Source organism: Flexivirga sp. G2 (assembly GCF_055397625.1).
The window spans coordinates 3,772,985-3,797,932 of the sequence record NZ_AP039675.1; the positions used below are offsets into that span (position 1 = coordinate 3,772,985).

General features: G+C 67.6%; 22 protein-coding genes. 13 read left to right on the forward strand and 9 right to left on the reverse strand.

What is annotated here, in order from left to right:
• Positions 1–200: 200 nt before the first annotated feature.
• The 3 genes from ACZ50J_RS18260 to ACZ50J_RS18270 all read right to left on the reverse strand — a co-directional run bounded on the left by ACZ50J_RS18260 (position 201) and on the right by ACZ50J_RS18270 (position 4,833).
• Positions 201–2,099, reverse strand: coding sequence for a potassium transporter Kup (locus tag ACZ50J_RS18260; protein ID WP_464298580.1), 1,899 nt, complete (start codon positions 2,097–2,099; stop codon positions 201–203).
• Between the two features lie 308 nt (positions 2,100–2,407).
• On the reverse strand, positions 2,408–4,039 hold the full coding sequence (gene groL, locus ACZ50J_RS18265; RefSeq protein ID WP_464298581.1) for a chaperonin GroEL: 1,632 nt from the start codon (positions 4,037–4,039) through the stop codon (positions 2,408–2,410).
• A gap of 260 nt (positions 4,040–4,299) precedes the next feature.
• Entirely contained in the window at positions 4,300–4,833 is a 534-nt protein-coding gene (locus tag ACZ50J_RS18270; RefSeq protein ID WP_464298582.1) for a hypothetical protein, read from the reverse strand.
• Between the two features lie 84 nt (positions 4,834–4,917).
• Here ACZ50J_RS18270 and ACZ50J_RS18275 point away from each other — a divergent pair, with 84 nt between their 5' ends.
• Positions 4,918–5,778: a GNAT family N-acetyltransferase gene (locus tag ACZ50J_RS18275; protein WP_464298583.1), complete on the forward strand. Its 861-nt coding sequence runs from the start codon at positions 4,918–4,920 to the stop codon at positions 5,776–5,778.
• Between the two features lie 22 nt (positions 5,779–5,800).
• Positions 5,801–6,544 carry a hypothetical protein gene (locus tag ACZ50J_RS18280; protein ID WP_464298584.1) on the forward strand — a complete coding sequence of 248 codons (744 nt, stop codon included), beginning with the start codon at positions 5,801–5,803 and terminating at the stop codon, positions 6,542–6,544.
• 5 nt (positions 6,545–6,549) lie between these two features.
• Here ACZ50J_RS18280 and ACZ50J_RS18285 read toward each other — a convergent pair whose 3' ends face one another.
• Entirely contained in the window at positions 6,550–7,122 is a 573-nt protein-coding gene (locus tag ACZ50J_RS18285) for a hypothetical protein (protein WP_464298585.1), read from the reverse strand.
• 233 nt (positions 7,123–7,355) lie between these two features.
• Between ACZ50J_RS18285 and ACZ50J_RS18290 the strand changes: the two genes are divergently transcribed.
• Genes ACZ50J_RS18290 through ACZ50J_RS18315 form a run of 6 tightly spaced genes read left to right on the forward strand, consistent with a single transcriptional unit; the run spans position 7,356 to position 15,169 of the window.
• Positions 7,356–9,686: an ROK family protein gene (locus tag ACZ50J_RS18290; protein ID WP_464298586.1), complete on the forward strand. Its 2,331-nt coding sequence runs from the start codon at positions 7,356–7,358 to the stop codon at positions 9,684–9,686.
• Positions 9,683–10,609, forward strand: coding sequence for an ABC transporter permease (locus ACZ50J_RS18295; RefSeq protein ID WP_464298587.1), 927 nt, complete (start codon positions 9,683–9,685; stop codon positions 10,607–10,609). Before ACZ50J_RS18290 ends, ACZ50J_RS18295 begins: the two co-directional genes overlap by 4 nt.
• Entirely contained in the window at positions 10,602–11,528 is a 927-nt protein-coding gene (locus ACZ50J_RS18300) for an ABC transporter permease (protein ID WP_464298588.1), read from the forward strand. Before ACZ50J_RS18295 ends, ACZ50J_RS18300 begins: the two co-directional genes overlap by 8 nt.
• Positions 11,529–11,530: 2 nt before the next feature.
• A complete protein-coding gene (locus tag ACZ50J_RS18305) occupies positions 11,531–12,526 on the forward strand; it encodes an ABC transporter ATP-binding protein (RefSeq protein ID WP_464298589.1) in 996 nt (331 codons plus the stop codon).
• Positions 12,498–13,553, forward strand: a complete 1,056-nt coding sequence (locus tag ACZ50J_RS18310) for an ABC transporter ATP-binding protein (protein WP_464298590.1) — start codon at positions 12,498–12,500, stop codon at positions 13,551–13,553. Before ACZ50J_RS18305 ends, ACZ50J_RS18310 begins: the two co-directional genes overlap by 29 nt.
• Positions 13,554–13,555: 2 nt before the next feature.
• Positions 13,556–15,169 (forward strand): ABC transporter substrate-binding protein, encoded by a 1,614-nt coding sequence (locus ACZ50J_RS18315; RefSeq protein ID WP_464298591.1) that lies wholly within the window; start codon positions 13,556–13,558, stop codon positions 15,167–15,169.
• Between the two features lie 4 nt (positions 15,170–15,173).
• On the opposite strand, the gene ACZ50J_RS18320 is transcribed toward ACZ50J_RS18315, so the two are convergent.
• Positions 15,174–16,316: a CaiB/BaiF CoA transferase family protein gene (locus ACZ50J_RS18320; protein WP_464298592.1), complete on the reverse strand. Its 1,143-nt coding sequence runs from the start codon at positions 16,314–16,316 to the stop codon at positions 15,174–15,176.
• A gap of 142 nt (positions 16,317–16,458) precedes the next feature.
• On the opposite strand from ACZ50J_RS18320, the gene ACZ50J_RS18325 reads away from it, so the two are divergent.
• Genes ACZ50J_RS18325 through ACZ50J_RS18335 form a run of 3 tightly spaced genes read left to right on the forward strand, consistent with a single transcriptional unit; the run spans position 16,459 to position 19,491 of the window.
• Positions 16,459–17,205 (forward strand): SDR family oxidoreductase, encoded by a 747-nt coding sequence (locus ACZ50J_RS18325; protein WP_464298593.1) that lies wholly within the window; start codon positions 16,459–16,461, stop codon positions 17,203–17,205.
• Positions 17,205–18,257 carry a phosphotransferase family protein gene (locus tag ACZ50J_RS18330; protein WP_464298594.1) on the forward strand — a complete coding sequence of 351 codons (1,053 nt, stop codon included), beginning with the start codon at positions 17,205–17,207 and terminating at the stop codon, positions 18,255–18,257. Before ACZ50J_RS18325 ends, ACZ50J_RS18330 begins: the two co-directional genes overlap by 1 nt.
• Positions 18,258–18,264: 7 nt before the next feature.
• On the forward strand, positions 18,265–19,491 hold the full coding sequence (locus ACZ50J_RS18335; protein WP_464298595.1) for an acyl-CoA dehydrogenase family protein: 1,227 nt from the start codon (positions 18,265–18,267) through the stop codon (positions 19,489–19,491).
• Positions 19,492–19,594: 103 nt separating this feature from the next.
• On the opposite strand, the gene ACZ50J_RS18340 is transcribed toward ACZ50J_RS18335, so the two are convergent.
• The gene (locus ACZ50J_RS18340; protein WP_464298596.1) at positions 19,595–19,891 is read right to left on the reverse strand and encodes a DUF3263 domain-containing protein; all 297 of its coding nucleotides are present in this window, start codon (positions 19,889–19,891) and stop codon (positions 19,595–19,597) included.
• Positions 19,892–20,022: 131 nt separating this feature from the next.
• Complete coding sequence (locus tag ACZ50J_RS18345) at positions 20,023–21,381, reverse strand: pyridoxal phosphate-dependent decarboxylase family protein (protein ID WP_464298597.1); 1,359 nt, start codon at positions 21,379–21,381, stop codon at positions 20,023–20,025.
• A gap of 56 nt (positions 21,382–21,437) precedes the next feature.
• Between ACZ50J_RS18345 and ACZ50J_RS18350 the strand changes: the two genes are divergently transcribed.
• Together ACZ50J_RS18350 and ACZ50J_RS18355 are read left to right on the forward strand one after the other, a co-directional pair.
• Positions 21,438–22,115, forward strand: coding sequence for a uracil-DNA glycosylase (locus ACZ50J_RS18350; RefSeq protein WP_464298598.1), 678 nt, complete (start codon positions 21,438–21,440; stop codon positions 22,113–22,115).
• Positions 22,112–22,924: an SGNH/GDSL hydrolase family protein gene (locus tag ACZ50J_RS18355; protein ID WP_464298599.1), complete on the forward strand. Its 813-nt coding sequence runs from the start codon at positions 22,112–22,114 to the stop codon at positions 22,922–22,924. The genes ACZ50J_RS18350 and ACZ50J_RS18355 overlap by 4 nt, the downstream gene beginning before the upstream one ends.
• Before the next feature lie 155 nt (positions 22,925–23,079).
• Here the strand turns inward: ACZ50J_RS18355 and ACZ50J_RS18360 are convergent, their stop codons facing one another.
• Together ACZ50J_RS18360 and ACZ50J_RS18365 are read right to left on the reverse strand one after the other, a co-directional pair.
• Complete coding sequence (locus ACZ50J_RS18360) at positions 23,080–24,147, reverse strand: threonine aldolase family protein (protein WP_464298600.1); 1,068 nt, start codon at positions 24,145–24,147, stop codon at positions 23,080–23,082.
• On the reverse strand, positions 24,144–24,845 hold the full coding sequence (locus tag ACZ50J_RS18365) for an SDR family NAD(P)-dependent oxidoreductase (RefSeq protein WP_464298601.1): 702 nt from the start codon (positions 24,843–24,845) through the stop codon (positions 24,144–24,146). Before ACZ50J_RS18365 ends, ACZ50J_RS18360 begins: the two co-directional genes overlap by 4 nt.
• Positions 24,846–24,948: the final 103 nt, after the last annotated feature.

Sequence of the window (24,948 nt, forward strand, 5' to 3'; positions counted from 1 at the left end):
TATGCCGTCCTTCGCGTGGGAGTTCCGCCGATGTTACCAGCGAGTAGCCACCATGCGCCCTGAAGAACCGATGAGCTGCGCCCTGAGGAGCCCGCGAGGGACGAGCGGGCGTCTCGAAGGGGCGAGCAGCGAATCGAACGGGCGGGACCTCGAGACGGTCGCTCGTTCCTCACGACCTCCTCGGCCACCTCGATGGTCGCTCAGAAGTGCACCTGGGCGCCCATGACGACGGTGCGGTCCTCGGGCAGTCGGTAGTAGACGGCCGGGTTTGCCGCGTTGTGCGCCATACCGAGGAACAGGCGCTTGCGCCACTTGCTCAGGCCGGGCAACGAGCCGTGCTGCACGCTGATCCGGGACAGGAAGTAGAACGCCTCGTCCGGGTCGAGATTGATCCCCTGCTCGCGCGCCGCGCGCAGTGCCTGCGGGACGTCCTGGTCGTCCTGGAAGCCGAAGTTCAGCTGGATGTGTGCCACCCCGTCGTACGGGTCGCCGAGACTGCTGAACTTCAACAGGTCCTCGGGCGCGACGTGCGGCACGTTCCGCGAAACGGCAGACACGATGTAGACGTTCTCGTGGGTGACGTGGTTGAACGCGACATTCTCCCGGAAGGCCAGCGGCGTGGTCTCGTTGTCGGGATGCAGGAACACCGCGACGCCGGGGACACGCGTCACCTCGCAGGTCTGCAGGTAGTCGATGAACTCGGTGAGCCGCCCCTCCTTCTCCCGTCGCATCCCCGAGACGATCGAGGCGCCGCGACGCCACGTGAACATCGTGGTGGCGACCACGGCCGCGATCGAGAGCGGCAACCAACCGCCGTGAATGACCTTCGCCAGGTTCGCGGCGAGGAACGTCAACTCGACGCCGTAGAACAGTACTCCGACGAGGATCAACCGCCACTTCGGCCACTTCCAGGCGGACTCGGCATAGACCAGGAAGAGGGTCGAGCTGAGCACGAGCGTGCCCGTGACCGCCAGGCCGTATGCCGTGGCCAGGTGCTGGGACGTGCGGAAGGTCAGCATGAGCACCAGCACCCCGGCGAACAACGACCAGTTGATCGACGGGATGTAGATCTGACCGCTCTCGTGCTCGGACGTGTGCAGCACGGTGAGCCGTGGCAGGTAGCCGAGTCGCTCGGCCTGACGCGCCACCGAGAAAGCTCCGGAGATCACCGCCTGCGAGGCGATCACGGTGGCCATGGTCGCCAGGATCACGATCGGCCACTGCGCCCACGACGGGCCGAGCAGGAAGAACGGATTGCGTATGGCGCCAGGCGATTCGGTGATCAGCGCGCCCTGGCCGAGGTAGTTGAGCGTCAGGCACGGGAAGACGAGGAAGAACCACGCGCGCCGGATCGGCGAACGGCCGAAGTGGCCCATGTCGGCATACAGCGCCTCGGCCCCGGTGATCGACAGCACCACCGCGCCCATCGCGATGAACGCGACGAACGGGTGCTCGAACCAGAACTGGAGGGCGTATGTCGGTGAGAGTGCGCGGATGATCCCCGGATTCGGGATCACCTTCGTCAACCCGAGCACCGCGATCGTCACGAACCAGAGCACCATCACCGGGCCGAACAGCTTGCCCACCACGGAGGTGCCGAAACGCTGCACCACGAAGAGGATGACGATGATCGTGATGGCGATCGGGAGCACGACGTCGTGCAGCCCCGGGGCCGGCACCGCAAGACCCTCGACCGCCGACAGCACCGAGATGGCCGGTGTGATCACGCTGTCACCGCTGAAGAGCGACGCGGAGAAGACACCCAGCACCATCACCAGTGCGAATCGCTTACCGCCCGGTCGGACCGCGCGGCGGGCGAGCGCCGCAAGCGCGAGGTCGCCGCCCTCGCCATCGTTGTCGGCGCGCAGGATGAAGACGACGTACTTGATGCTCACGACGATCGTGACCGCCCAGAACACCAGCGAGATCACGCCATAGACGTCCTCGTGGGTCGTGTCGACCCGGTTGTGGTCGAGCGAGAAGATCGTCTGCAGCGAGTAGAGCGGGCTGGTGCCGATGTCACCGAAGACGACACCGAGTGCCCCGAGCGTCAGGGACCAGAGTTTGACGCGGTGCGTCGGAGCCGAAGGCGTTGCCACAACCGGTGATTGTGCACCACGAACATGAAGAAGCCGTCCACCCCATTCACAGGGTGGACGGCCTCTTCGATGGTCACGCGTTCTCCGACCTGAGGTCGGAGAAACTTCGTGGGCGGACTAGAAGCCCATTACTTCAGGGCTCTTCCTCGCACTCCACTTCGGCCGGCGGCTTCGCTCCTTCGTCGCTGTGCCCGTAGCCGCACTCCTCACGCACAACGGCCAGGTCGCTGCTCGCAAGCTCGCAGCTGACCCGGCCGTTCCGCGATCGTCGGTTACGGCGAAGCCGCCAACCTTCGTTGCGTGCTTCGTCAGAAGCCCATGTCGCCCATGCCGCCGGACGGGTCGGCCGGCATGGCCGGCGTCTTCTCCGGCTTGTCGGCGATGACCGCCTCGGTGGTGAGGAACAGCGCGGCGATCGAGCCGGCGTTCTGCAGCGCCGAGCGGGTCACCTTGGTCGGGTCCGGGATGCCGGCCGCAAGCATGTCGACGTACTCACCGGTGGCGGCGTTGAGGCCCTCACCGACGGGCAGCGACGCCACCTTGGCGGACACGACACCGGGCTCCAGGCCCGCGTTGGCAGCGATCTGCTTCAGCGGAGCCGAGGCGGCGACCTGGACGATGTTGGCGCCGGTCGCCTCGTCGCCCTCGAGCTTCAGCGACTCGAACGCACCCTTGGCGGCCTGCAGCAGCGCAACGCCACCACCGGCGACGATGCCCTCCTCGACCGAAGCCTTGGCAGCGCGGACCGCGTCCTCGATGCGGTGCTTGCGCTCCTTGAGCTCGACCTCGGTGGCCGCGCCGACCTTGATGACCGCAACACCGCCGGCCAGCTTGGCCAGGCGCTCCTGCAGCTTCTCGCGGTCGTAGTCGGAGTCGGAGTTCTCGATCTCGGCGCGGATCTGCGCAACGCGACCGGCGATCTGGTCGGCGTCACCGGCGCCCTCGACGATGGTCGTCTCGTCCTTGGTGACGACGACCTTGCGGGCCTTGCCGAGCAGGTCCAGTTCCGCGGTGTCGAGCTTGAGGCCGACCTCCTCGGAGATGACCTGACCACCGGTCAGGATCGCGATGTCGCCGAGCATGGCCTTGCGACGGTCACCGAAGCCGGGCGCCTTGAGGGCGACCGATTTGAACGTGCCACGGATCTTGTTGACCACCAGGGTCGACAGGGCCTCGCCCTCGACGTCCTCGGCGATGATGACCAGCGGCTTGCCCGACTGCATGACCTTCTCCAGCAGCGGCAGCAGATCCTTGATGCTGCCGATCTTGGAGTTGACGATCAGGACGTAGGGGTCCTCGAGAACGGTCTCCATGCGCTCGGTGTCGGTCACGAAGTAACCGGAGATGTAGCCCTTGTCGAAGCGCATGCCCTCGGTGAGCTCGAGCTCCAGGCCGAAGGTGTTGCTCTCCTCGACGGTGATGACACCTTCCTTGCCGACCTTGTCCATCGCCTCGGCGATCAGGTCACCGACGGAAGCGTCGCCACCGGCGGAGATCCCGGCGACGGCCGCGATCTGCTCCTTGGTGTCGATCTCCTTGGAGGCCTTGGTCAGCTCCTCGGACACGGCGGCCACGGCGGCCTCGATGCCGCGCTTGAGGGCCATCGGGTTGGCGCCCGCGGCAACGTTGCGCAGGCCTTCCTTCACCATCGCCTGAGCGAGCACGGTCGCCGTGGTGGTGCCGTCACCGGCCACGTCGTCGGTCTTCTTGGCGACTTCCTTGACGAGCTCGGCGCCGATCTTCTCGTACGGCTCGTCGAGCTCGATCTCCTTGGCGATGCTCACACCGTCGTTGGTGATCGTGGGTGCGCCCCACTTCTTCTCCAGGACGACGTTGCGGCCCTTGGGGCCGAGAGTGACCTTGACGGCGTCGGCGAGGGTGTTCATACCCCGCTCGAGCCCGCGCCGGGCCTCCTCGTCGAATGCAATGGTCTTGGCCATGTGCAGTCCAATCCTCACGTGTTGTTGCGGAGTCAGTCGTATGGCGCCCGCGACGGACGAGCCGGTTCTTCGAAGGACTGTCTGAGTCCCGCGAGGTCCGGCTCTCGCCATACATCCGAACTATCACTCTGACTAGGAGAGTGCTAAGGCCATTATTGGCACTCTCCAACGGCGAGTGCAAACGGGGCCGGACCCCTCCCGAATGACGGCTTCCTCGCCGAGCGACGGTCAGATCCCGCCGTCACTCGCCGAGAGAGCCGTCACTCGGCGAAGCGGGTGGCGGCAAGGACACGCATGGCGACCTGCCCAGGAGTGTCGTCATCAACGTCGATGGCGAGGTCCGCGGTGTCCGCGTCGTCGAGCAGCACGTCGAGCTCCGGCGCACGGGCGACGTGCCAGTCGCGCTCCTCACCCGGCTCGTGCCGGGCGATCAGGCGTGCGTCGACCCGGTCGAGCGGCGGCCGGAGTCGGCAGAGCACGACGGGCTCACCGAGCGCCCGCTCGTAGCGGGCCCGGTCGTGCAGCACCACACCCGCGAGCACCAGCCGTTCGGCACCGGCGTTGCGGTAATTCGCCGCGACCGCAGCCAGATTCGCCAACTCGACCTGCTGGTTGAAGCCGTCCCCCGCCGGCGCCGGCCACAGGCGGTGCAACTCGTCGAGATCGATCACCGCATGTGCGAGGCCTCGTTCCCGAAGCAGGTCGCCGATCGCGTATGCCGTGGTCGTCTTCCCGGCGCCGACGGTGCCGGTGATCAGCAGGCTGCGTGGCCACGGCACGCGCTCGGTACTCATACGTCGATCCAATCAGTCGCCGTGCAGCGGTCGCACACCAATAATGAGGAGCGCGATCCGGCGTCGGCCTCCTAGCCTGAACGCATGGCGACCCAGATCAAGGCCTCCGGGCTCGACGCCCAGGAACTGGCGACTCGACTGCTGCAGCGCACCCGATCGGCCGATCCGGACCGCGGACTGTGGGAGGCCGCCGACGTGCAGTGGTGGTGGCGCCGTCCGAGTGCTTCCGACGACGTCGAGCAACCGTTCTGGCTCGACGACGACGGGCCGGTCGCCGGCATACTGCTCACGGGCGACCGGACCGGGTGCCAGGTCGACCCGATCGTCGTGCCCGGAGCCTTCGACCTGGACACGACCTTCGCCGCGGCTCTCGAGGCAGGACGTCGCTACTCCCCCGGAGGTTTCGACATCCCGGTCGGGGACGACGACACCGCGCTGCTTCCTCTCGCCCGGGGTGCCGGCCTGACGGCGGGATACACGGACAGCACCGCATGGCTGCACACCCGCGACGTCGGCGCCGTCCGACCCGTGGCCGACGGGTTCGTGCTGGTCGACCGCACCCAACGCGCGGACGCCGCACACCCGATGCGCAAGCGCAATGGCGAGCGCGTTGCCGAACGACTGGAGCAATGCTCCCTCTACGACCCCGAGCTCGACCTCTGGGTGGAGTCCGCCGACGGACGGTCCGCCGGATTCGCACTCTTCTGGGCCGATCCGGTCACCAGGGTCGGCTTGGTCGAACCGGTGCGAGTGGAGGACGAGTTCCAGCGGCGAGGGTTGGCCTCCGCGTTGGTCAGCGAGGGGGTCGCGCGCCTCGCTGCGCGCGGGATGGAGCGGGTGAAGGTCTCGTTCGGGTCCGACATCGCCGGCGCGACATACCAAGGCGTCGGTTTTCGGCCGGTCTCGACGACCACGTGGTATGGCGAGAAGGCCGCCACCGACTGAGCGGCGGAAGACGGAGCGGGACATGGCAGGGGAATCCTTCGACGCGACAGACGCTTTCGGCCAGGCGATGGAACGAGGCCGTGGGCCGCTCGCCGCCGGTGCCGCACCTCCCGACGCCACCATCACCGGATCACGGGCCAGGGTGTGGGACAGCATCAGCAGACTGCGCAGCATCGCTCGACGGGAGATTCTCGGCGTCGACGACACGACCTACTTGCTGTCCGGCCAGGTGCCGGAGGCGATCCAGTTGCGTGGTCCGTCCACGCTCCGCGCTGCGGTCCGCCGTGGGGTGACCGTCCGGCAGATCACCTCCCGGGCCGGCCTGCTCGCCGACACCGAACTCGGCGCGATCGTCTATCGCGACGGTGGGCACGCGCGGGTGCTGCCCGCCATACCGACGAAACTCACGATCATCGACCGACGACTGGCCCTGCTGCCGCTGGACTCAGTCGTGCTCGCCAACGGCTTCCGGGTGATTCGCGACGGTGCCGTGGTGTCCGCACTGGTCGCGTTCCACCAGAATCTGTGGCGGGTCGGTGACGACCCGGCCGCCGTGATCGCGAACGACCGCGGCGGCCGGCCGCCGTCACATCTGACCCAACTGCTGCCCACCCTGACCTTCAGTGGTTCCGACGAGACCGCCGCGCGCGCACTGGGTATGTCGGCGCGCAGTTACAGCCGCCGGGTCGCCGAACTCATGGCCCTCCTGGGCGCCCGCAATCGATTCCAGGCGGGCGTGGAAGCGGCGCGGCGTGGGTGGTTGTGAGTGGCTCAGCAGGGCTTGATCGACCAGACCCGCCAGGCGTCGCTGTCCCACGGCGTCTTCACCGGCGCTCCCGGGCTGGCGTAGCTGAACTTGCCCTGTGAGTCGTAGAAGCGCGCGTTCGTGCCCTTCGTCTGGTTATTGACCCACGAGGTGAACGGGTAGGGCGTCCGGTAGTACGTGCAGTGGTAGAGCTCGTGCATCGTCCCCTCCCAGTTGTGGTAGCGGTAGTTGCAGAAGTACTTCGGCGGGCATCGGTAGACCGTGCCCTGCAATGCATGCACCCCGTCGCTGAGATGCCGGGCACGGGTCTCGCCGGGCAGCACGAAGACGGTGGTCCCGCCGCTCCAATGCACCTCGTTGAGCGCGGTCTGCTTTCCGTGCGTGCGGCGGACCTCCTGGTCGACCTGACTCTGTAGTCGGTGCTGCGCGGCCGGGGTGAGACCGAGTTCCGTTGCCTGGTGGGCGAATACCCCGGTCGAGCTGTCCGCCGGCGACGTCGCGCGGGCAGCAGCGCCCGGCCCCGCCAGCGCGAGCAGAGCAGCCGCCGCAACCGGCAGCAGTTTGAACGTGTTCCGCATGGTGTTTCCCTTCCTCCGAGTGATGACCGACTCACCATTCCGCGGCCCAACGCAGCCCCCGAGCGCTTGGCGAGAAGTCGCCAAACGTCGCGGCACGACTCCTTGTCGAGACGTCTGCTGAGACACGGATCTCACGATGCAGACCGTCCTTGACGCCCGATGTGAGCTGCGCCACTCTCTTTCGCAACAAGTTTCATAAACATTATGAAACTCACTTTCGTTCGAGGGGAATCATGTCGATCGCCACCGGCGACAGCCACCAGCGAGTACTCGCCGCAATCCGCGACGCGGGGGCGGCGACGGTCAGCGAACTCGCCGACACCACCGGCCTGTCCCGGCCGACCGTCGAGTCGGCGCTCGGCCGCCTCGAGCGCGAACTGCTCGTCCACACGGATGCATCGGCACAGAGTCGAGGCAGTGGTCGACCCGCGCGAGTCAGCACGTTTCGCGCGTCCGCTGGCGCAGTGGCCGGCCTCGACCTGACCGGCGAGCGCGCCCAGGTGGTGGTCACCGACCTGGCGGGCGGTCTGCTCGCGACCTCCGCGAGCGACACGGCGTCACCGACGCAGGGCCGTAGCGACGTGCAGCCCGTCGTGGAGTTGCTGGACCGCACGCTGCTGTCCGCAGGTCTTGGCCGCGGTGACCTGCGAGCGATCGGCATCGGCATACCGGGCCTGGTCCGGGCCGACGGCGTCCTGGAGCTGGCGCCCGAGGTGCAGGACTGGCGCGGACGCAACATGCGCGAGCTGTTCACCGAGACGTTCGGTGTCCCCGCGGTGGTCGACAACGACCTCAGCCTCGCGGCCACCGCCGAGGCACGCGGCGGCGCGCTCACCGACACCCAGGTCGGCGTCTACGCGCTGAGCTGGTTCCACGTCTCGGCACGCACCGTCATCGACGGGACGGTCCTACGCGGACGGCGTTCCGGCGCCGGTGAGGTCGGCCTGTTGTCGGCCCTCTCCGACGTTCAGGGGCCGACCGGCACGCTGCGCAGTTCAATGCCGGCCGTTGTGGAGTCGCTCACCCGCCTGCGGTCCAACGGCGAGGACCGGGAAGGCATCGAGACCCTCGAACGGCTCACCACGGCCATGGCCCCGTCGATCGCCGCGCTGGTGCTGGCGACCGACCCGGACCGCGTCGTGCTCGGCGGCGAGCTCAGCGTCTTCCACGACATGATCGCGCCCCGCCTGACGGCCGCCATACGCGACGCCGTGGCGATCGACGTCGACGTCGAGGTGGTGCCCGGAGCACTCGGTGAGCACGCGGTCGCGCTCGGCGCACTACACCACGCCTTCAGCCAACTGCCCCATGAGATCTACGGAACGGCGACGATGACACCTCCCTCCCTGCCCACCGTCCACGCGTTGCGCGACGCGAAACCGACTGGCCGCGAACAGTTCTCAGCAGCCGTCATCGGCGTGGGTGCCCGTGCCGGTCTGGCCAGGAACGTCGAGAGCTTCGGTGGCGCGATCATCGCGGCCGTCGATCCGGACCCGTCCACGGCGACCGTCGCGGCGGACCTGTTCGGCGCCGACATACCTCTTCTTCCCGACGTCGCCACGTTGCTGCGCGAGTTCCCCGACCTGGACGGTGCGATCGTCGCGAGCCCCGACGACACCCACGCCGACATCGCCGTCGACCTGCTCGAAGCCGGCGTACCCGTCTACCTCGAGAAGCCGCTGGCGATCACCACCGAGGACTGTGACCGCGTGCTCGAGGCCGCGCACCGCACCGGCACCAAGCTGTATGTCGGCCACAACATGCGACACATGCACGTCGTGCGGTTGATGAAGGAGATCATCGACCGCGGCGAGATCGGCGAGGTCAAGGCGATCTGGTGTCGTCACTTCGTCGGAACCGGTGGCGACTTCTACTTCAAGGACTGGCACGCCGACCGGTCCCGCGCCGGAAGTCTGTTGCTGCAGAAGGGTGCTCACGACATCGACGTGATGCACTGGCTGGCCGGGTCGGCCAGCCGCGACGTCGTGGGTATGGGTGACCTGGCCGTCTACGGTCAGGTCACGGACCGACGGGACAACAGCGACCGCCGGATGCGCGACTGGTTCTCCTCCGAGAACTGGCCGCCGCTGACCCAGACCGAGCTGAACCCGGTGGTGGACGTCGAGGACATCTCGATGATCCTGGCCCGGCTCGACTCCGGTGCGTTCATCAGCTACCAGCAGTGCCACTTCACCCCCGACTACTGGCGCAACTACACCGTGATCGGCACCGAGGGCCGACTGGAGAACTTCGGCGACGGCGAGGGCGGCGAGGTCCGGGTCTGGAACAAGCGCTCCGGCTTCCTCGAGCGTGGGCACGTGCAGTACCCGATCGTCGGCGATGCGAACGGGCACGGCGACGCCGACCAGCTCACCGTCGGTGAGTTCATCGAGTTCGTCCGGGCCGGCTCCCCCACCGACACCTCGCCGTTGTCGGCGCGCGATTCCGTCGCCGCCGGTGTCGCCGGCGCGGAGTCGTTGCGGTCCGGCAGCAAGCCGGTCCATGTCGCCGAGGTCGGCGCCGACGTGCGCAGCTACTTCGAGAACAACCAGGAACGCCCGTGATCCGCTACGCCCTGCGTCGGATCGGATTCATGATCCCGACGCTGCTCGGGTCGACCCTGCTGGTCTACTTCCTCGTCTTCTCCATCCCGGGGGACCCGGTGCTGGCGTTGGCCGGCAACAAGCGGATCTCACCGGCAACGGCTGCTGCGATCCGCGATCAGTACAACCTGAACGACCCGTTCTTCGAGCAGTACGGCAAGTACCTCTGGAACGTCCTGCACGGCGACTTCGGCGCGGACTTCAACGGCAACTCGGTCATCTCGACGATCACCACCGCGCTGCCCTACACACTCGCCCTCGCGTTCACGGCGTTCGTGCTCAAGCTGGTCATCGGGATCCTGATGGGAGCCTGGGCCGGCCTGCGACCGGGACGCACCGCCGACCACACCAACCTGGCGTTCACCATCGTCTTCCTCGCCGTGCCCGGGTTCCTCGTCGCCTACGTGCTGCAGTACATCCTCGGCATCAAGTGGCATCTACTCCCGATCTCCGGGGTGCGTCATGGATATCCCGTCGCCTTCCTCCTGCCCGCACTCGTCCTGGCGCTCGAAACCGCTTCTCCGCTGGCAAGACTCACCCGCAACAGCCTCACCGAGGTAATGCGCTCGGACTACATCCAGACCGCGCGGGCCAAGGGAGCCGGCCCGACCCGGGTGCTGTGGCGGCACGCGCTGCGCAACGCGTTCGTGCCGGTCATCACCTACTTGGGCCTGTCCATGGCCGGGCTGCTCGGCGGCTCCGTGCTGATCGAATACATCTTCAATCTGCCCGGTCTCGGCGGCGCACTCGCCCAGGCCATCCAGAGCCAGGAGGGACCCGTCGTCGTCGGCATCTCGGTCTTCCTGCTGCTGTTCTACCTGGTCTCGGCGCTGCTGATCGACCTGCTCTACCCCGTCATCGACCCGAGGGTCCGCCATGCTTGAGCCCACCGAGACGACCTTGTCCCCCGCGGACGCACAACCCGCGGCGACCGAAGCGGCCACCACCGGCCGACCACGCGGAGCCACCGCCCAGGCCCTGCGCACCGTATGGCGCAAGCCGGTCTTCGATCTGGCCGTGCTCATCGTGGTGACGTTCGTCCTGATGGCGGCCTTCCCACGGCTCTTCACCGGCCAGGACCCGCAGGACTGCACACTGCGACGGTCCCGGGAGACCGCATCGGCGGCCCATCCGATGGGCTACGACATACAGGGCTGTGACTACTTCAGCAACGTCGTGCATGGTGCGCGCACCTCGATGGAGGTGGGCGTCCTGACCGCCGCGCTGATCTTTGCGGTCGCGCTGATCACCGGATCGCTCGCCGGCTACTTCGGCGGATTCGTCGACAGCGTCATCTCCCGGCTCGCCGACATCATGCTCGGCATGCCGGTGATGGTCGCCAGCCTCGTGGTCCTCTACCAGTTCAAGGACCGCACGATCTGGACGATCGTCTTCGTCCTGGTGCTCTTCGGCTGGGCGGGCACCATGCGCTACATGCGCGGCAGTGTCATGCAGATAAAGAACAACGAATACGTCCAAGCGGCAAAGGTTCTCGGCGTCTCGAACCTCACCGTGCTGCGACGGCATGTCCTGCCCAACGCCGTCATGCCGCTCGTGGTCATGTCGACCCTGGGCATCGGCGTCGGTATGACGGCCGAGGCCGGCTTCGCAATCCTCGGCGTCGGGCTGAAGCTGCCGGCGTACTCCTGGGGATTGCAGATCGCCGAGGCCAGCCGTGACGGGAACTGGCAGCTGGCCCCGCATCTGATGCTCTTCCCCGCCGCGATGCTCGGCCTGGCGACCCTCGCCTTCGTCGTCATCGGGGAGACGCTGCGCGAAGTTCTCGACGTGAGGAGCCAATGACCATGGCATTGCTGGAGATTCAGGACCTCAATCTGCGCTTCCACAAGCGAGGCGAAGACCGTCAGGCCCTCTCCTCGGTCAGCCTGCGGCTCGAACGCGGCAGCACGACCGTCGTGCTCGGCGAGTCCGGATCGGGCAAGAGTCTGACCGCGAAAGCGATCATGGGGCTGTTGCCACCGGGAGCCGAAATCACCTCGGGTTCCATTGTTTTCGACGGCCAAGAGCTGGTCGGAGCCAGCGAACGGACCCTGCAGCGGCTGCGCGGCGACTCGATCGCCATGGTGTTCCAGGACGCGATGACCGCGCTCAATCCGGTCACGCCGGTCGGTGACCAGATCGCGGAGGTGCACCGTATCCACGAGCGGGTCACCAAGAAGGTCGCCCGCGAGCGCGCGGTCGAGGCGCTCGACGCGGTCGGCATACCGGACGCACGACGGCGGGCGAAGGACTACCCGTTCCAGTTCTCCGGGGGCATGCGGCAACGCGCGATGATCGCCATGGCGATCGCGCGCAATCCCCGCCTGCTCATCGCCGACGAGCCGACCACCGCACTCGACGTCACCGTCCAGGCGCAGATCCTGGACCTGCTGGAGAGCCTGTGTGCCGACCGCGACATGACGCTGCTGCTGATCACTCACGACATCGGCGTCGCCGCCCAGGTCGCCGACCACGCGGTTGTCATGTATGCCGGGCACCTGGCCGAACGCGGCACGGCCACCGACGTTCTCGACGACCCCTCGCACCCGTACACGCAGGGCCTGCTCGGGTCGGTCCCTGGTCCGCAGTTCCGCGGTCGCGACCTGCCGACCATTCAGGGCGCCCCGCCCGCACTGGACCGGATGCCGTCCGGCTGTGCCTTCCATCCACGCTGTCCGCTCGCGACGAATCTGTGCAGCACGCAGTTCCCCGACGCGACGACGGTCGGCGACGCGCACACCAGCTGGTGTCATCACACGCAGGAGGCTCGCGATGAGCACACCGTTGCTGCAACTGTCTGACGTCCACCGTCATTACCGCGCTCGCAGCTCCGGGCTGCGCACGTTGACCGCGCCCCAGGTCCACGCCGTGAACGGTGTCGATCTGCAGATCAACCGCGGCGAGACACTCGGGATCGTCGGGGAGTCCGGGTGCGGCAAGTCGACGCTCGCACGGTTGATCGTCGGCCTGGAGCACCCGTCCAGCGGGTCGGTCAATTGGCAGGGCGACGACGTCACCCGGCTGAACCGCCAACAGCGCAAGGACTTCCACCGGCACATCCAGTTGGTCTTCCAGAATCCCCATGCCTCACTGAATCCCCGCCGCAGCGTGCGCGATTCGGTTGCGGAGGGCATCCTCACCCACGGCCTGGCAGCGCGTGCGGACATCGACCGACGCGTCGTCGAGCTGCTCGACCGGGTCGGTCTCGCACCCAGTTACGTGCATCGCTATCCGCACGAACTCTCCGGCGGTCAGCTGCAACGCATCGGCATCGCCCGCGCCCTGGCGGTGGAGCCGCAGCTACTGGTCTGCGACGAGCCGGTCTCCGCCCTCGACATCTCGATCCAGGCGCAGGTGCTCAACCTGCTGAATTCGCTCAAGACCCAGCTCGGCCTGGCGATCGTGTTCATAGCGCACGACCTCGAGGTCGTGCAGCACATGTCCGATCGGATCGTGACGATGTATCTCGGGAAGGTCGTCGAGGAGGGCCCTTGCGAGCGCGTCTACGAACGCTCTGGACACCCCTACACCCGCGCACTGATGTCCGCCGGTCCGCGGCGACTGGAGAATCGCGAGCGCATCGTCCTCCAGGGCGACCCGCCCTCCCCCGTCGATCTGCCAGCCGGATGTGCCTTCCACACAAGGTGTTTCGCGGCGCAGGAGGTGTGCTCGACCAAGGGGCCCGCGCTGGAGCCGCTGCCCGACGCGGACCGGTCGGCGCCCCTTCCACCGGCGAACGACCACCGGGTCGCCTGCCACTTCGCGCACGACATCGCCAACTCCACCATGGGCCTGCCGCAGCCGGCCGCCGGATCCACGACGGGATGACCATGCTCAACATTCGACAGTCTCGCGTCACCGTCGTCGCCGCGGCTGCGGCCGGCGCGGTGGCCCTCGGCGGCTGCGGCCTGGACGGACAGAAGGACGGGCTCGGCGCATCCTCCGCCGATGGACCGACCCTGACCGCGGTTTTCAACGGCTCCGTCAAACACCTGACGGGTGGCCAGGATCCGGGCTCCCAGATCGCCATGACGATGTGCGAGGGGTTGACCCGGCTCGATGCCACGACCCACGTGAAGATGGCCGCAGCCAAGTCCGTCACCACGAAGGACAACACGACCTGGAAGGTGGTACTCAAACCGGGCCGAACCTTCGACAACGGTGAGCCGATGACGGCCAAGACCTGGGTCGACACCTTCAACTTCATCGCCTCCGGGCCCAACGGGATGGTGTCGAACTACGCGTTCGAGCCGATTCAGGGGTATGACGCCCTGAACCCCGCCAGCGGCAAGCCGAAGACGAAATCGCTGTCCGGCCTGCGCATTCTCGGCAAGTACACGTTCACCGTCACCATGGCCAAGCCGGACAACGAGCTGCCTTTCATGCTCACCACGCTGCCCTTCTGCCCGATGCCGCACTCGGCCTTCGCCGACCCCACGGCATACGACAAGAAGCCGATCGGCAACGGGCCCTACAAGTTTCGCTCGCTCGACACCCGCAAGGGCGTCACGGTCGTACGCAATCCGCGGTATCGCGGGTGGCGGCAGAAGAATCCACCGGGTGCCATCGAGTTCCGGGTCTACAACGACGCCAACACGGCATACAACGACGTAGCTGCCGGCAATGTGGACATCATGCGCAACCTGCCGCCGTCGCTGGTGTCCCAGGCCAAGCGCACGCTGGGCAGGAGTGGTGTCACGCCGCTGCCGGCGAACGTGTTGGAGCAGTACGTCACGTGGCCGACCTATCTCGGCAAGAAGTTCCCCACCCCCGTGCGGATCGCGCTGTCCAAGCTGATCGACCGGGACGGGATCGCGCGCTATCTGTTCCTCGGCTCGAGCCTGCCCGCCCGCTCGCTGGTCCCGAACTCGGTGACCTCCTACCGGCCCGACCCGTGCGGCACGACCTGCGACTACGACCCCCGGGCCGCCAAGAAACTTCTTCGCCAGGCTGGCTTCCACGGCACCATCCCGCTCTACTACTCCTCGGACAACGCGGCCAATGCCACGACGGACGCGGCGACCGTGAAGGCGATCACCAACTCCGCCAAGCGCGTCGGCCTCAAGATCCAGCCGATGCCCACACCGGGAGACCAACTGACCGAACTGGCGACGAACCACAAGCTGACCGGGCCGTCCGTGCAGTTGTGGGGGTCGTCGTTCCCCGGCTCGTCGGAGTGGTTGGCATCGGTACTCGTCGATGCCAACTACGGCCTCAAGTACGACAGTCCGCAGGCCTCGGCGTCCGTGGCCGCGGCGCTGGCGAGCCGTTCTCCGGCGAAGTCCGACGCGTCCTGGCACGCGGCGGAGGACAGGATGCTCGCCGACCAGGTCATCCAGCCGTTGTTCTACCAGCGCGAGTACATCGGCCACAGCCGATGCGCGATCCCGGGCACCGCCGGCGGCGACATGCAGGTCGTGCGGACCGAGATGACCTGCGACTGAACGGTCAGTCGATCGCGTCGGCCGCTATGACGCCGGCTTCCGCCAGCCGTCGTATGTCGGAGTGTGAGTAGCCGAATTCGCCGAGCACGTCTGCGGTTTCGTCATCCAGCGACTCCTCGGGCAGCTCGGTCGGTGTCTCGCTGAAACGCGGCGCCGGTGCCGGATGTCGTATGCCGCCCCGGTCGACATACACCTCCCGGGCGATGACGTGCGGATCGGCCGCGGCCTCGTCCGGCTCCAGCACCGGGACGACGCACGCGTCCCGGCCGGCGAAGACGTCGACCCATTCGTCGCGGGTGTGCGCCGCGATCCGGGTCGCGAAGGCGACCCGCAGCTCCGGCCAGTGCGTCTGGTCGAACTGCTCCGCGGGATCGGCATCCACGTCGAGTCCCTTCAACAATTCGGCGTAGAACTTCGGCTCGATCGCCCCGACCGACAGCCACTTGTCGTCGGAAGTCCGATAGACCCGGTAGAACGGCGCACCGCCGTCGAAGAGATTGCCGCCCGGCGGTTGCTGCCACATCCCGGACGCCAGCATCGACTGGTGCATCGCGGTCAGCAGCGCCGTCCCGTCCAGGATCGATGCATCGACGACCTGCCCCTCGCCCGTCTGCTGCGCCGCGAACAGCGCGCTGAGCACGCCTACGGCAAGCAGCATGCCGCCGCCACCGAAGTCGCCGAGCATGTTCAACGGCGGGACGGGGCGTCCGCCGTCCCCCACCGACGGCGCCAGCGCTCCGGACAACGCGAGATAGCCCACGTCGTGCCCGGCATCACCGGCACGCGGTCCGTCCTGGCCCCACCCGGTCATCCGCCCGTAGACGAGCCGCGGGTTGATCTCGAGCAGGTCCTCGGGTCCGACACCGAGCCGTTCGGCGACGCCCGGCCGGAATCCCTCGGTGAAGACGTCGGCGCTGCGCACCAGGTCCTGCACCACCTCGGCACCGGCCGGATGCCGAAGGTCGAGATGCACGAACCGCCTGCCGCGCAACAGAACTCGGTGGGTGGCGGCCGTCATACCGCCGTCGTCGAGTCGCCCGATGTTGATCACTTCCGCGCCGAGGTCGGCCAGCATCATCCCTGCGAACGGCGCCGGGCCGATCGCTCCGAGTTCGACCACACGCACGCCGTCCAGCGGACCCGACATCGCGCCTCCTTCACTGGTTGCTCTCCCTGTGAGTCTGGCGGATCCGCCTCGACGGCCGAGGATCCGACACGTGGAACCCGTGACGAATCACTAAGCAAGCGCTTAGTGTGGTGGGCGCCATCGTCGAAGGAGTCAGCAACACATGAACGGCATCGCCGGCAAGACCGCCATCGTCACGGGTGCCAGCCGGGGCATCGGCTACGCGATCGCGCAGCACCTCGTCACCGAGGGCGCCAATGTCCTCATCACCGCCCGCAAGGAGGATGCCCTCGCTGCAGCGGTGCAAGACCTCGGCGAGCGCGCCACGTATGTCGTCGGCCGTGCCGACGATCCGGACCACCAGGACGAGGTGATCGCCACGGCGCTGGACAAGTTCGGCAGCGCCGACTTCCTGGTCAACAACACCGGCATCAACCCGGCATACGGGCCGCTGATGGACATCGATCCGGGCGCTGCTCGAAAGATCATGGATGTCAACGTGATTGCCGCCCTGTCGTGGGTGCAGAAGGTGCAGTCAGCCTGGCAGGGCGAGCACGGCGGCGCGATCGTCAACGTCGCATCCATCGCCGGCCTGCGGCCAGCCCCCGGCATCGCCATGTATGGCGTCAGCAAGGCGGCTCTGATCCACCTGACCGAGGAGCTCGCCCACGAGCTCGGCCCGAAGACCCGGGTCAACGCCGTCGCGCCCGCGATCGTGAAGACCGATTTCGCCAAGGCCCTCTACGAGGGACGCGAGGAGAAGGTGGCCGCCCCGTACGCGCTCAAGCGACTCGGTGTGCCGGACGACATCGGTGGAGTGGTCGCCTTCCTGCTCTCCGACGAGGCCGGCTGGATGACCGGGCAGACGCTGACCGTCGACGGCGGCGTGCTGCTCGCCGGCGGCATCTGATGACCGACGACCGGCGCAACTCGGAGCCGCCAGGGCTGGATCTGCAATCACTGCAACGCTTTCTGGCCGATGCGGCCCCAGGGCTCCTCGACGGGTCGCTGCGGGCGGAGCTGATCGTCGGCGGCAAGTCCAACCTCACCTACGTCGTCTCCGACGGCTCGCGCGAGGTCGTCGTACGCCGGCCGCCCCTCGGCCACGTGCTCGCGACGGCACACGACATGACCCGTGAACATCGGGTGATGGCGGCCCTCGCCGACACAGCGGTGCCGGTCCCACGGATGTATGCCGCGTGTACCGACACCGACGTGATCGGCGCACCCTTCTACGTCATGGAACGGGTCGCCGGGACGCCGTACCGGACCGCCGAGGAGCTGAATCCATTGGGACCGGAGCGCGTTCGCGCCATCGCGAACAGCGTCACCGACACGCTCGTGGCGCTGCACGACGTCGACCCGGCGGAGGTCGGGCTGGGTGACTTCGGCAAACCCGAGGGTTATCTGGAGCGTCAGGTCCACCGGTGGCGACGCCAGATGCAGGCTTCCCACTCGCGGGAACTGGCCGGCGAGGAGGAACTGCACCAGGCACTCGCTGCCGCCATACCGGAGTCGAGCGGGGCGACCATCGTGCACGGCGACTACCGGATGGACAACACGCTCATCGGCGAGGCCGACCGGGTGACCGCGGTGCTCGACTGGGAGATGGCGACGCTCGGTGATCCGCTCGCCGATGTCGCCCTCATGCTCGTCTACCAGGCATTGGCCGACGATGCCCCGCATGCTGTTTCGACGGTCTCCCGCGCGAATGGACACCCGAGTCGCGACGAGATCGTGCACCGTTACAGCGAGAGGTCCGGACGCGACGTGAGTCACCTCGCCTTCCACGAGGCCCTCGCCTATTACAAGCTGGCCGCGATCCTCGAGGGAATCTGGTTCCGCTATCAGCAGGGCCAGACGGTCGGCGCCGGTTTCGACGACATCGGCGGATCCACCGAGCCGCTGCTCGCGGCCGGGCTCGCCGTCATACGCAACTATCACGCCGCACCGAAGGGCTGACACAGCAATGGATTTCGAGTTCGACACACAGACCGAGGACCTCCGCCGCCGCGTGAGGGACTTCCTCGACGGCGAGGTCACACCGGCCGAGCCGGTCTTCGAGGAGCAACTGGCCGCGTCCGACGACCCGTGGGCGTGGAGCCGCGTGCCGGTGCTGGAGGAACTGCGCGACAAGGCCAGGTCGCAGGGCCTCTGGAACCTCTTCCTGCCCGGTGCCAACGGTGCCGGACTGACCAACCTGCAGTACGCCCCGCTCGCAGAGATCACCGGCCGGTCGTTCCTCGCCCCAGCGGCTCTCAACTGCTCCGCGCCCGACACGGGAAACATGGAGGTGCTGAACGAGTTCGGCACGCCGGAGCAACAGGACCGGTGGCTGAAACCGTTGCTGCGCGGTGAGATTCGCTCGTCCTTCGCGATGACCGAGCCCGACCTTGCGTCCTCGGACGCGACCAACATCGCCACCCGCATCGAGCGGGACGGGGACGAATACGTCCTCAACGGGCGCAAGTGGTGGATCACCGGCGCGATGAACCCGGACGCGAAGATCTTCATCGTCATGGGCAAGACCGACCCCACCGCGGAGAGGCACCGCCAGCAGTCGCAGATCCTGGTGCCGCGCGACACCCCAGGCCTGGTCGTGAAGCGCGGCATGGAGGTCTTCGGCTACGACGACCACGATCACGGCGGCCACGCCGAGCTGGAGTTCCACGACGTGCGAGTGCCGGCGAGCAACCTGATCGCCGGGGAGGGCCAAGGCTTCGCGATCGCGCAGGCCCGGCTCGGCCCCGGCCGGATCCATCACTGCATGCGGTCGATCGGCTTGGCCGAGAAGGCGATCGAGCTGATGTGCGCCCGGGCCGAGGAGCGCGTCGCGTTCGGCAGGCCGCTGTCGGAGCAGGGCGTCATACGCGATTGGATCGCCGAGTCCCGGGTCCGTATCGAACAGCTGCGGCTGCTGGTGCTCAAGACCGCCTGGCTGATGGACACCGTCGGCAACAAGGGTGCGCACACGGAGATCCAGGCGATCAAGATCGCGACGCCGGAGACGGTGCAATGGATCGTCGACAAGGCCATCCAGACCCACGGTGCAGGCGGCCTCTCGCAGGACTTCCCGCTCGCCCGTGCCTATGCCGGCATCCGGACGCTGCGCTTCGCCGACGGCCCGGACGAGGTGCACAAGGCTTCGCTGGCCCGCCGCGAGCTGCGCCGTCAGGCCGAACTACGAACCGAGTAAGAAATGCCGAATGACGGCTTCTTCGGCGAGTGATGCCCCAGTCTGAGCGTCATTCGGCGAGGAAGCCGTCACTCGGGGCGGAGATGCGCCGGAGCGAGCGGACTCACTCCATCTCGAAGCCGAGCCGGCGGGCGGTGCGCTGGCGCATCCGTCCGGCCCGGAGGCGCTGCAACCGCTTGACCAGCATGGGGTCGTACTTGAGCGCTGCCGGGGTGTCGATGACAGCGTTGAGCACCTGGTAGTAGCGGGTGGAACTCATGTTGAAGGTCTCGCGGATGGCCTGCTCCTTGGCGCCCTGGAGTTTCCACCAGTTGCGCTCGAACGCCAGGATCGCGGCGTCACGCTCACTCAGTTCCCCGTCACCCGACGGCATCACCTGCTGCTCCGCGGCGGCGGTCATCTGCTTGTCCCTTCAGCTCGTGAGCGATGTCCGAGACCGATGATAGGCGGTAAATCACACGCATGTCATTCCGGCAAGGACCCGGCGCGGCATGTCGTGACGCATGTGACTGGTGTTACCGAAGTGATATCTCAGACCATCGAGTCCAGGATCGCGCCGATGTCGTCCGTCGTCGTGTTCGGGTTGACGATCGCAAATCGCGCGATGGTCTCGCCGTTGTGCGAGCTCGGCACCACGAAGCCCTCCTGCCGTTGCAGGAGATCGTCCGACCACGCCTGGTAGTCCTGCGGGGTCCAGCCCAGTCGCCGGAACGCGACGACGGACAGGTCCGGCTCGCGCACCAGCTCGAACTCCGGTCGCGCGGTGATCTGTTCCGCCGCGAACCGGGCCACTTCCAGCGTGTGCTCGATCGCCGCCGTGTAGGCGTCGGTGCCGTTCGACACCAGCGAGAACCAGAACGGCAGCCCGCGTGCCCTTCGGGTCAGCCCGATCGAGTAGTCCGTCGGGTTCCAGTCGGGCGTTTCGTTCAGCACGTCCAGGTATGACGCATGCTGCGTGTGCGCGGCCCGCGCCAGCGCCGGCTCCCGGTAGAGCAGAGCGCAGCAGTCGAACGGCGCGAAGAGCCATTTGTGCGGGTCGACGATGAACGAGTCGCACTGCTCGACGCCCTGGTAGCGGTCGCGGACGCTCGGCGCCGCGAGACCGGCCCCGCCATACGCACCGTCGACGTGGAACCAGATGTCGAACTCCTTGCAGACGGCGGCGACGGACTCCAGGTCGTCGATGACGCCGAGGTTCGTCGTGCCGGCGGTCGCGACCACTGCGAAGAACGTCTCCGGGCCCTCCCGGAGCAGCACCTCGCGCAACGCGGCGCCGGTGAGCCGCAACTGGTCGTCCGCCGGGACCGGCACCAGCTCGGCGTCCATGACCTCACAGGCCGACGCGATCGACGAGTGCGAACCTGCCGTCGCCGCAACGCGGAACGGTCGGGCGTCGTCACGGGTGCGCGCGGCGTTGGCGCGCGCGGTCGCCCGGGCTGCCACGAGTGCCGACAGGTTGCCGATCGTGCCGCCCTGGACGAAACCGCCACCGGCTCCGTCGGGCAGGCCGGCGAGATCCGCGATCCAGCGCAGCGCCTGGTTCTCGGCATACACCGCACCGGCGCCCTCGAGCCAGGAGCCGGCATAGATCGACGAGGCACCGACGACGAGGTCGAACATCGCCGCCTCACGGGTCGGCGCACACGGGATGAACGACAGATAACGCGGGTGGTCGATCGACAGGCACGCAAGCGCGAGCTCGTCCTCGAAGAGCTTCAGCGCGGCCTGGCCGCCGATGCCGTCGGCCGAGATCGCCTGGCCGGCAACGGAGTCCAGCTCCTCGACGGTTCGGCTGAAGTCCAGGGGCACGGGATCCAGCGAGAGCCGCTCGGCGGCATACTTCAGGATCGCCCGGCCCAGGTCCGCAGTGTCTTCGGTAAAACGGTGCACCTGCCGAGTGTATGGGCCACCGGAGGGCGCCCGCTGCGCCCGGTTAGGTTGTCGGTATGCCGGTCCGACCCCTCGAAGAACTCGTCCATCCGTCGTGGCTGCCGGTGCTGCAACCGGTCGCCGACAAGGTGACGGAGTGCGGCGAATTCCTCCGCTCGGAGATCGCCGCCGGTCATGGATACCTGCCCAGCGGCGACAAGGTGCTCCGCGCGTTCGAGCGGCCCCTCGACGAGGTCCGGGTGCTCATCGTGGGCCAGGACCCCTATCCCACACCGGGGCACGCGATCGGACTGTCCTTCGCCGTGGCGCCGGACGTCTCGCCGATCCCACGCAGCCTGCAGAACATCTACCAGGAGCTGACCAACGACATCGGCTGTGCTCGCCCCACCACCGGCGACCTGTCGCCGTGGGCCGATCGTGGCGTCCTTCTGCTCAACAGGGTCCTCACGGTGCGTTCCGGCAAGCCGGCCAGCCACCGAGGCAAGGGCTGGGAGCACGTCACGGCTGCGGCGATCACCGGACTCGTCGCACGCGGCGGCCCACTCGCGGCAATCCTCTGGGGTCGCGACGCACGCAGCCTCGCAGATCATCTCGGGCAGGTGCCCTACGTGACCAGCCCGCACCCTTCCCCCTTGTCGGCGCACTCCGGGTTCTTCGGATCCCGGCCGTTCAGCCAGGTCAACAAGCTGCTCACCGACCAGGGTGCCGAGCCGATCGATTGGAGTCTCCCGTGAATCTGCAGCCGCGAAGTTGGCAGCGTTACGTCGCCATCGGCGACTCGTTCACCGAGGGCATGGTCGACCCCTCACCCACCGTCGAGGGCGAGTATGTCGGCTGGGCCGACCGACTGGCTGCCGTCCTTGCAGCCGAGAACTCCTCTGCCGGAACGGATTTCGGCTACGCGAACCTTGCAGTCCGTGGCAAGTTGCTGGCCGACGTGACCGGCCCGCAGGTCGACGCGGCGCTCGCGCTGCAGCCGGATCTGGTCAGCATCGTGGCCGGCGGCAACGACTGCCTGCGACCCCACGCCGACCTGGACGCACTGGCCGACGAGCTGGACTCCGCCGTCGCACGCATTCGCGCCACCGGTGCCGACGTGCTGATGGCCACCAGCTGCGATCCCACCTGGGCGCCGTTCCTCAAGGTGGTCGGGCGCCGGGTCGCCATACACAGCCTCAATGTGTGGGGCATCGCGCAACGACACGGCGCGTTCGTCCTCGACACCTGGACCTTGCGCTCCCTGCGCGACGTGCGGATGTGGGGTCCGGACCGGTTGCACCTGTCCACGCTGGGTCACCAGCGCGTCGCCGAACAGGCCGCGTGGGCGCTGGGTCTGCGGGACGGGGAACGGGATTGGGCTGTTCCACTAGCGCCGGCGCCCGGGCTCACCCGACTGGAAACTGCACAGGGTCACGCCGCATGGGCGCGCATCCACCTGACGCCATGGGTGCAGCGCCGGATCAAGCACGAGAGCTCCGGCGACAACCGCACCGCCAAACGACCTTCCCTGCAACCCTTTGCGGCGTCAGCAGAAGACGCATGATCCCGGCGAATAGGGTTGGCGTCCTGGGGACGGCCCTGGTCAAGGCGAGTGCACGACGAGCCGACGGCCGCGGAGACGACGACCACGATTGAAAGCGGTGCTCAGCGAACTTGTTCGCTGAGCACCGCTTTCAATCGTGCGAGGAGTCGGAGCAATCAGTGCAGCTCCGCACTCACGGCTTCGACGAACTCGTCGATGTCGCGCTCCGTCGTGTCGAACGAGCACATCCAGCGCACCTGCCCGGTGGCCTCGTCCCAGAAGTAGAAGCGGAACTTCTCCATCAGCCGCTTGGACACCTCGACCGGCAGGATCGGGAAGACCCCGTTGGCCTGCACCGGCAACGGCACGGTCAGGCCCGGCAGGTCGCGCACACCCTCGACGAGCCGCTGCGCCATCGCGTTGGCGTGGCCGGCGTTGCGCAGGTAGAGGTCGTCCGTCAGCAGCGCGATCAGCTGTGCCGAGACGAACCGCATCTTCGAGGCCAGCTGCATCGACTGCTTGCGCAGGAACAACATGCCGTCGACGACGTCCGGGTTGAGCACCAGCACGGCTTCGCCGAAGATCAGGCCGTTCTTGGTGCCGCCGAACGACACGATGTCGACACCGGTGTCGGTGATCATCTCGCGGAACGAAATCCCAAGGGTCGCAGCGGCATTCGACAACCGGGAGCCGTCGACGTGCAGCACCATGTCATTGGCGTGTGCGTGCTCGGCGATCGCCCGGATCTCCGCAGCGGTGTATGCCGTGCCGAGCTCCGTCGTCTGGGTGATCGACACGACCCGCGGCTGCGCGTGGTGCTCGTCGCCGCGGCCGAGCGACACGGTCGCGATCAACTCCGGAGTGAGCTTGCCGTCCGGGGTCGGGACGACCATCAGCTTCAGCCCACCCATGCGCTCCGGCGCAGCACACTCGTCGACGTGAATGTGTGCCGTCGCGGTGCAGATGACCGCTTCCCAGCGCTTGGTGACCGCCTGCAGCGCAACGACATTCGCACCGGTGCCGTTGAACACCGGGAACGCCTCGACACCCGGGCCGAAGTGCTGGGCGAAGACTTCCTGCAGGTGCTCGGTGTAGACGTCCTCGCCGTACGAGACCTGGTGTCCACCGTTGGCGCGCACGATGGCCGCGAGCACCTCCGGGTGGACCCCGGAGTAGTTGTCACTGGCGAAGCCGCGCTGGGTGGGGTCGTGCAACGGAGTGGGGAAACTGTCGGGAGCGTTCACCGGTCAATCGTCTCAATCAGTCCGTTGACCTCGTCGGCAGGGCGGTCGTAGAGACCGACCAGCCAGTCGGCGATGGTCGCGACGGGAGTGAACTTCTTGTATCCGTCAGGCTTCTCGGCCTGCATCTGCGGAGTCACCAGCGCCATGATTCGCCCGATCGACGCGGCGGCGTCGGACTCCTTGTAGGAGTCTGCGACCGCACGCAGCCACATCTCGGCCCCCGCCTTGGCCGTCAGGTATGCCGCGTTCGTCGCGCGCGGTTTGTCCAGACCGGTGGTGGAGATGATCGCGATCCGGCCGTGCGGCGACGCGAGGATCGGATCGTGCAACGCACGAGTCGCATGCTGCAGAGTCCGAATCAGGTTGGTGTGCAACACGTCCCAGTCGGCGAGGTCGCCGTCGACGATGCCCTTGCCGCCCCGCCAGCCACCGACCAGGTGCATCAGGCCGTCGACCCGACCGTGCTCCGCGAGCAACTGCTTCGCCCAGGCCAGGGTGGCTTGTTCGTCGGACAGGTCCACGACCGAGGCGACGATGTGCTCCGGGTCGAGAGCGACGACCTCGGCCAGTCGACCGGCGTCCCGGCCGGCCGCGACGACCGTCGCCCCGGCCGCGGCGAAGGCCGCGGCAGTGGGGCGGCCCTGGTCACCGGCGGCGCCGGTGATCACAACGATTGAACCAGTGAGGTCCGCGCTCATGCTGCTCCTCCCAAGCTGGTCGAGTAGGGCGAGCGGCGTCCTGAGTAGCCCGGAGCCTGCGACGGGCGTATCGAAGGGGCGCTGGCCGAGCCCGTATCGAGAC

What these genes read in the sequence shown, in the direction of transcription:
- groL (WP_464298581.1), bottom strand. Translation starts at nt 4,039, where the DNA reads ATGGCCAAGACCATTGCATTCGACGAGGAGGCCCGGCGCGGGCTCGAG.
- ACZ50J_RS18285 (WP_464298585.1), bottom strand. Translation starts at nt 7,122, where the DNA reads ATGCGGAACACGTTCAAACTGCTGCCGGTTGCGGCGGCTGCTCTGCTC.
- ACZ50J_RS18365 (WP_464298601.1), bottom strand. Translation starts at nt 24,845, where the DNA reads ATGAGCGCGGACCTCACTGGTTCAATCGTTGTGATCACCGGCGCCGCC.
- ACZ50J_RS18335 (WP_464298595.1), top strand. Translation starts at nt 18,265, where the DNA reads ATGGATTTCGAGTTCGACACACAGACCGAGGACCTCCGCCGCCGCGTG.
- ACZ50J_RS18315 (WP_464298591.1), top strand. Translation starts at nt 13,556, where the DNA reads ATGCTCAACATTCGACAGTCTCGCGTCACCGTCGTCGCCGCGGCTGCG.
- ACZ50J_RS18305 (WP_464298589.1), top strand. Translation starts at nt 11,531, where the DNA reads ATGGCATTGCTGGAGATTCAGGACCTCAATCTGCGCTTCCACAAGCGA.
- ACZ50J_RS18280 (WP_464298584.1), top strand. Translation starts at nt 5,801, where the DNA reads ATGGCAGGGGAATCCTTCGACGCGACAGACGCTTTCGGCCAGGCGATG.
- ACZ50J_RS18310 (WP_464298590.1), top strand. Translation starts at nt 12,498, where the DNA reads ATGAGCACACCGTTGCTGCAACTGTCTGACGTCCACCGTCATTACCGC.
- ACZ50J_RS18300 (WP_464298588.1), top strand. Translation starts at nt 10,602, where the DNA reads ATGCTTGAGCCCACCGAGACGACCTTGTCCCCCGCGGACGCACAACCC.
- ACZ50J_RS18290 (WP_464298586.1), top strand. Translation starts at nt 7,356, where the DNA reads ATGTCGATCGCCACCGGCGACAGCCACCAGCGAGTACTCGCCGCAATC.
- ACZ50J_RS18350 (WP_464298598.1), top strand. Translation starts at nt 21,438, where the DNA reads ATGCCGGTCCGACCCCTCGAAGAACTCGTCCATCCGTCGTGGCTGCCG.
- ACZ50J_RS18325 (WP_464298593.1), top strand. Translation starts at nt 16,459, where the DNA reads ATGAACGGCATCGCCGGCAAGACCGCCATCGTCACGGGTGCCAGCCGG.
- ACZ50J_RS18275 (WP_464298583.1), top strand. Translation starts at nt 4,918, where the DNA reads ATGGCGACCCAGATCAAGGCCTCCGGGCTCGACGCCCAGGAACTGGCG.
- ACZ50J_RS18320 (WP_464298592.1), bottom strand. Translation starts at nt 16,316, where the DNA reads ATGTCGGGTCCGCTGGACGGCGTGCGTGTGGTCGAACTCGGAGCGATC.
- ACZ50J_RS18270 (WP_464298582.1), bottom strand. Translation starts at nt 4,833, where the DNA reads ATGAGTACCGAGCGCGTGCCGTGGCCACGCAGCCTGCTGATCACCGGC.
- ACZ50J_RS18330 (WP_464298594.1), top strand. Translation starts at nt 17,205, where the DNA reads ATGACCGACGACCGGCGCAACTCGGAGCCGCCAGGGCTGGATCTGCAA.
- ACZ50J_RS18340 (WP_464298596.1), bottom strand. Translation starts at nt 19,891, where the DNA reads ATGACCGCCGCCGCGGAGCAGCAGGTGATGCCGTCGGGTGACGGGGAA.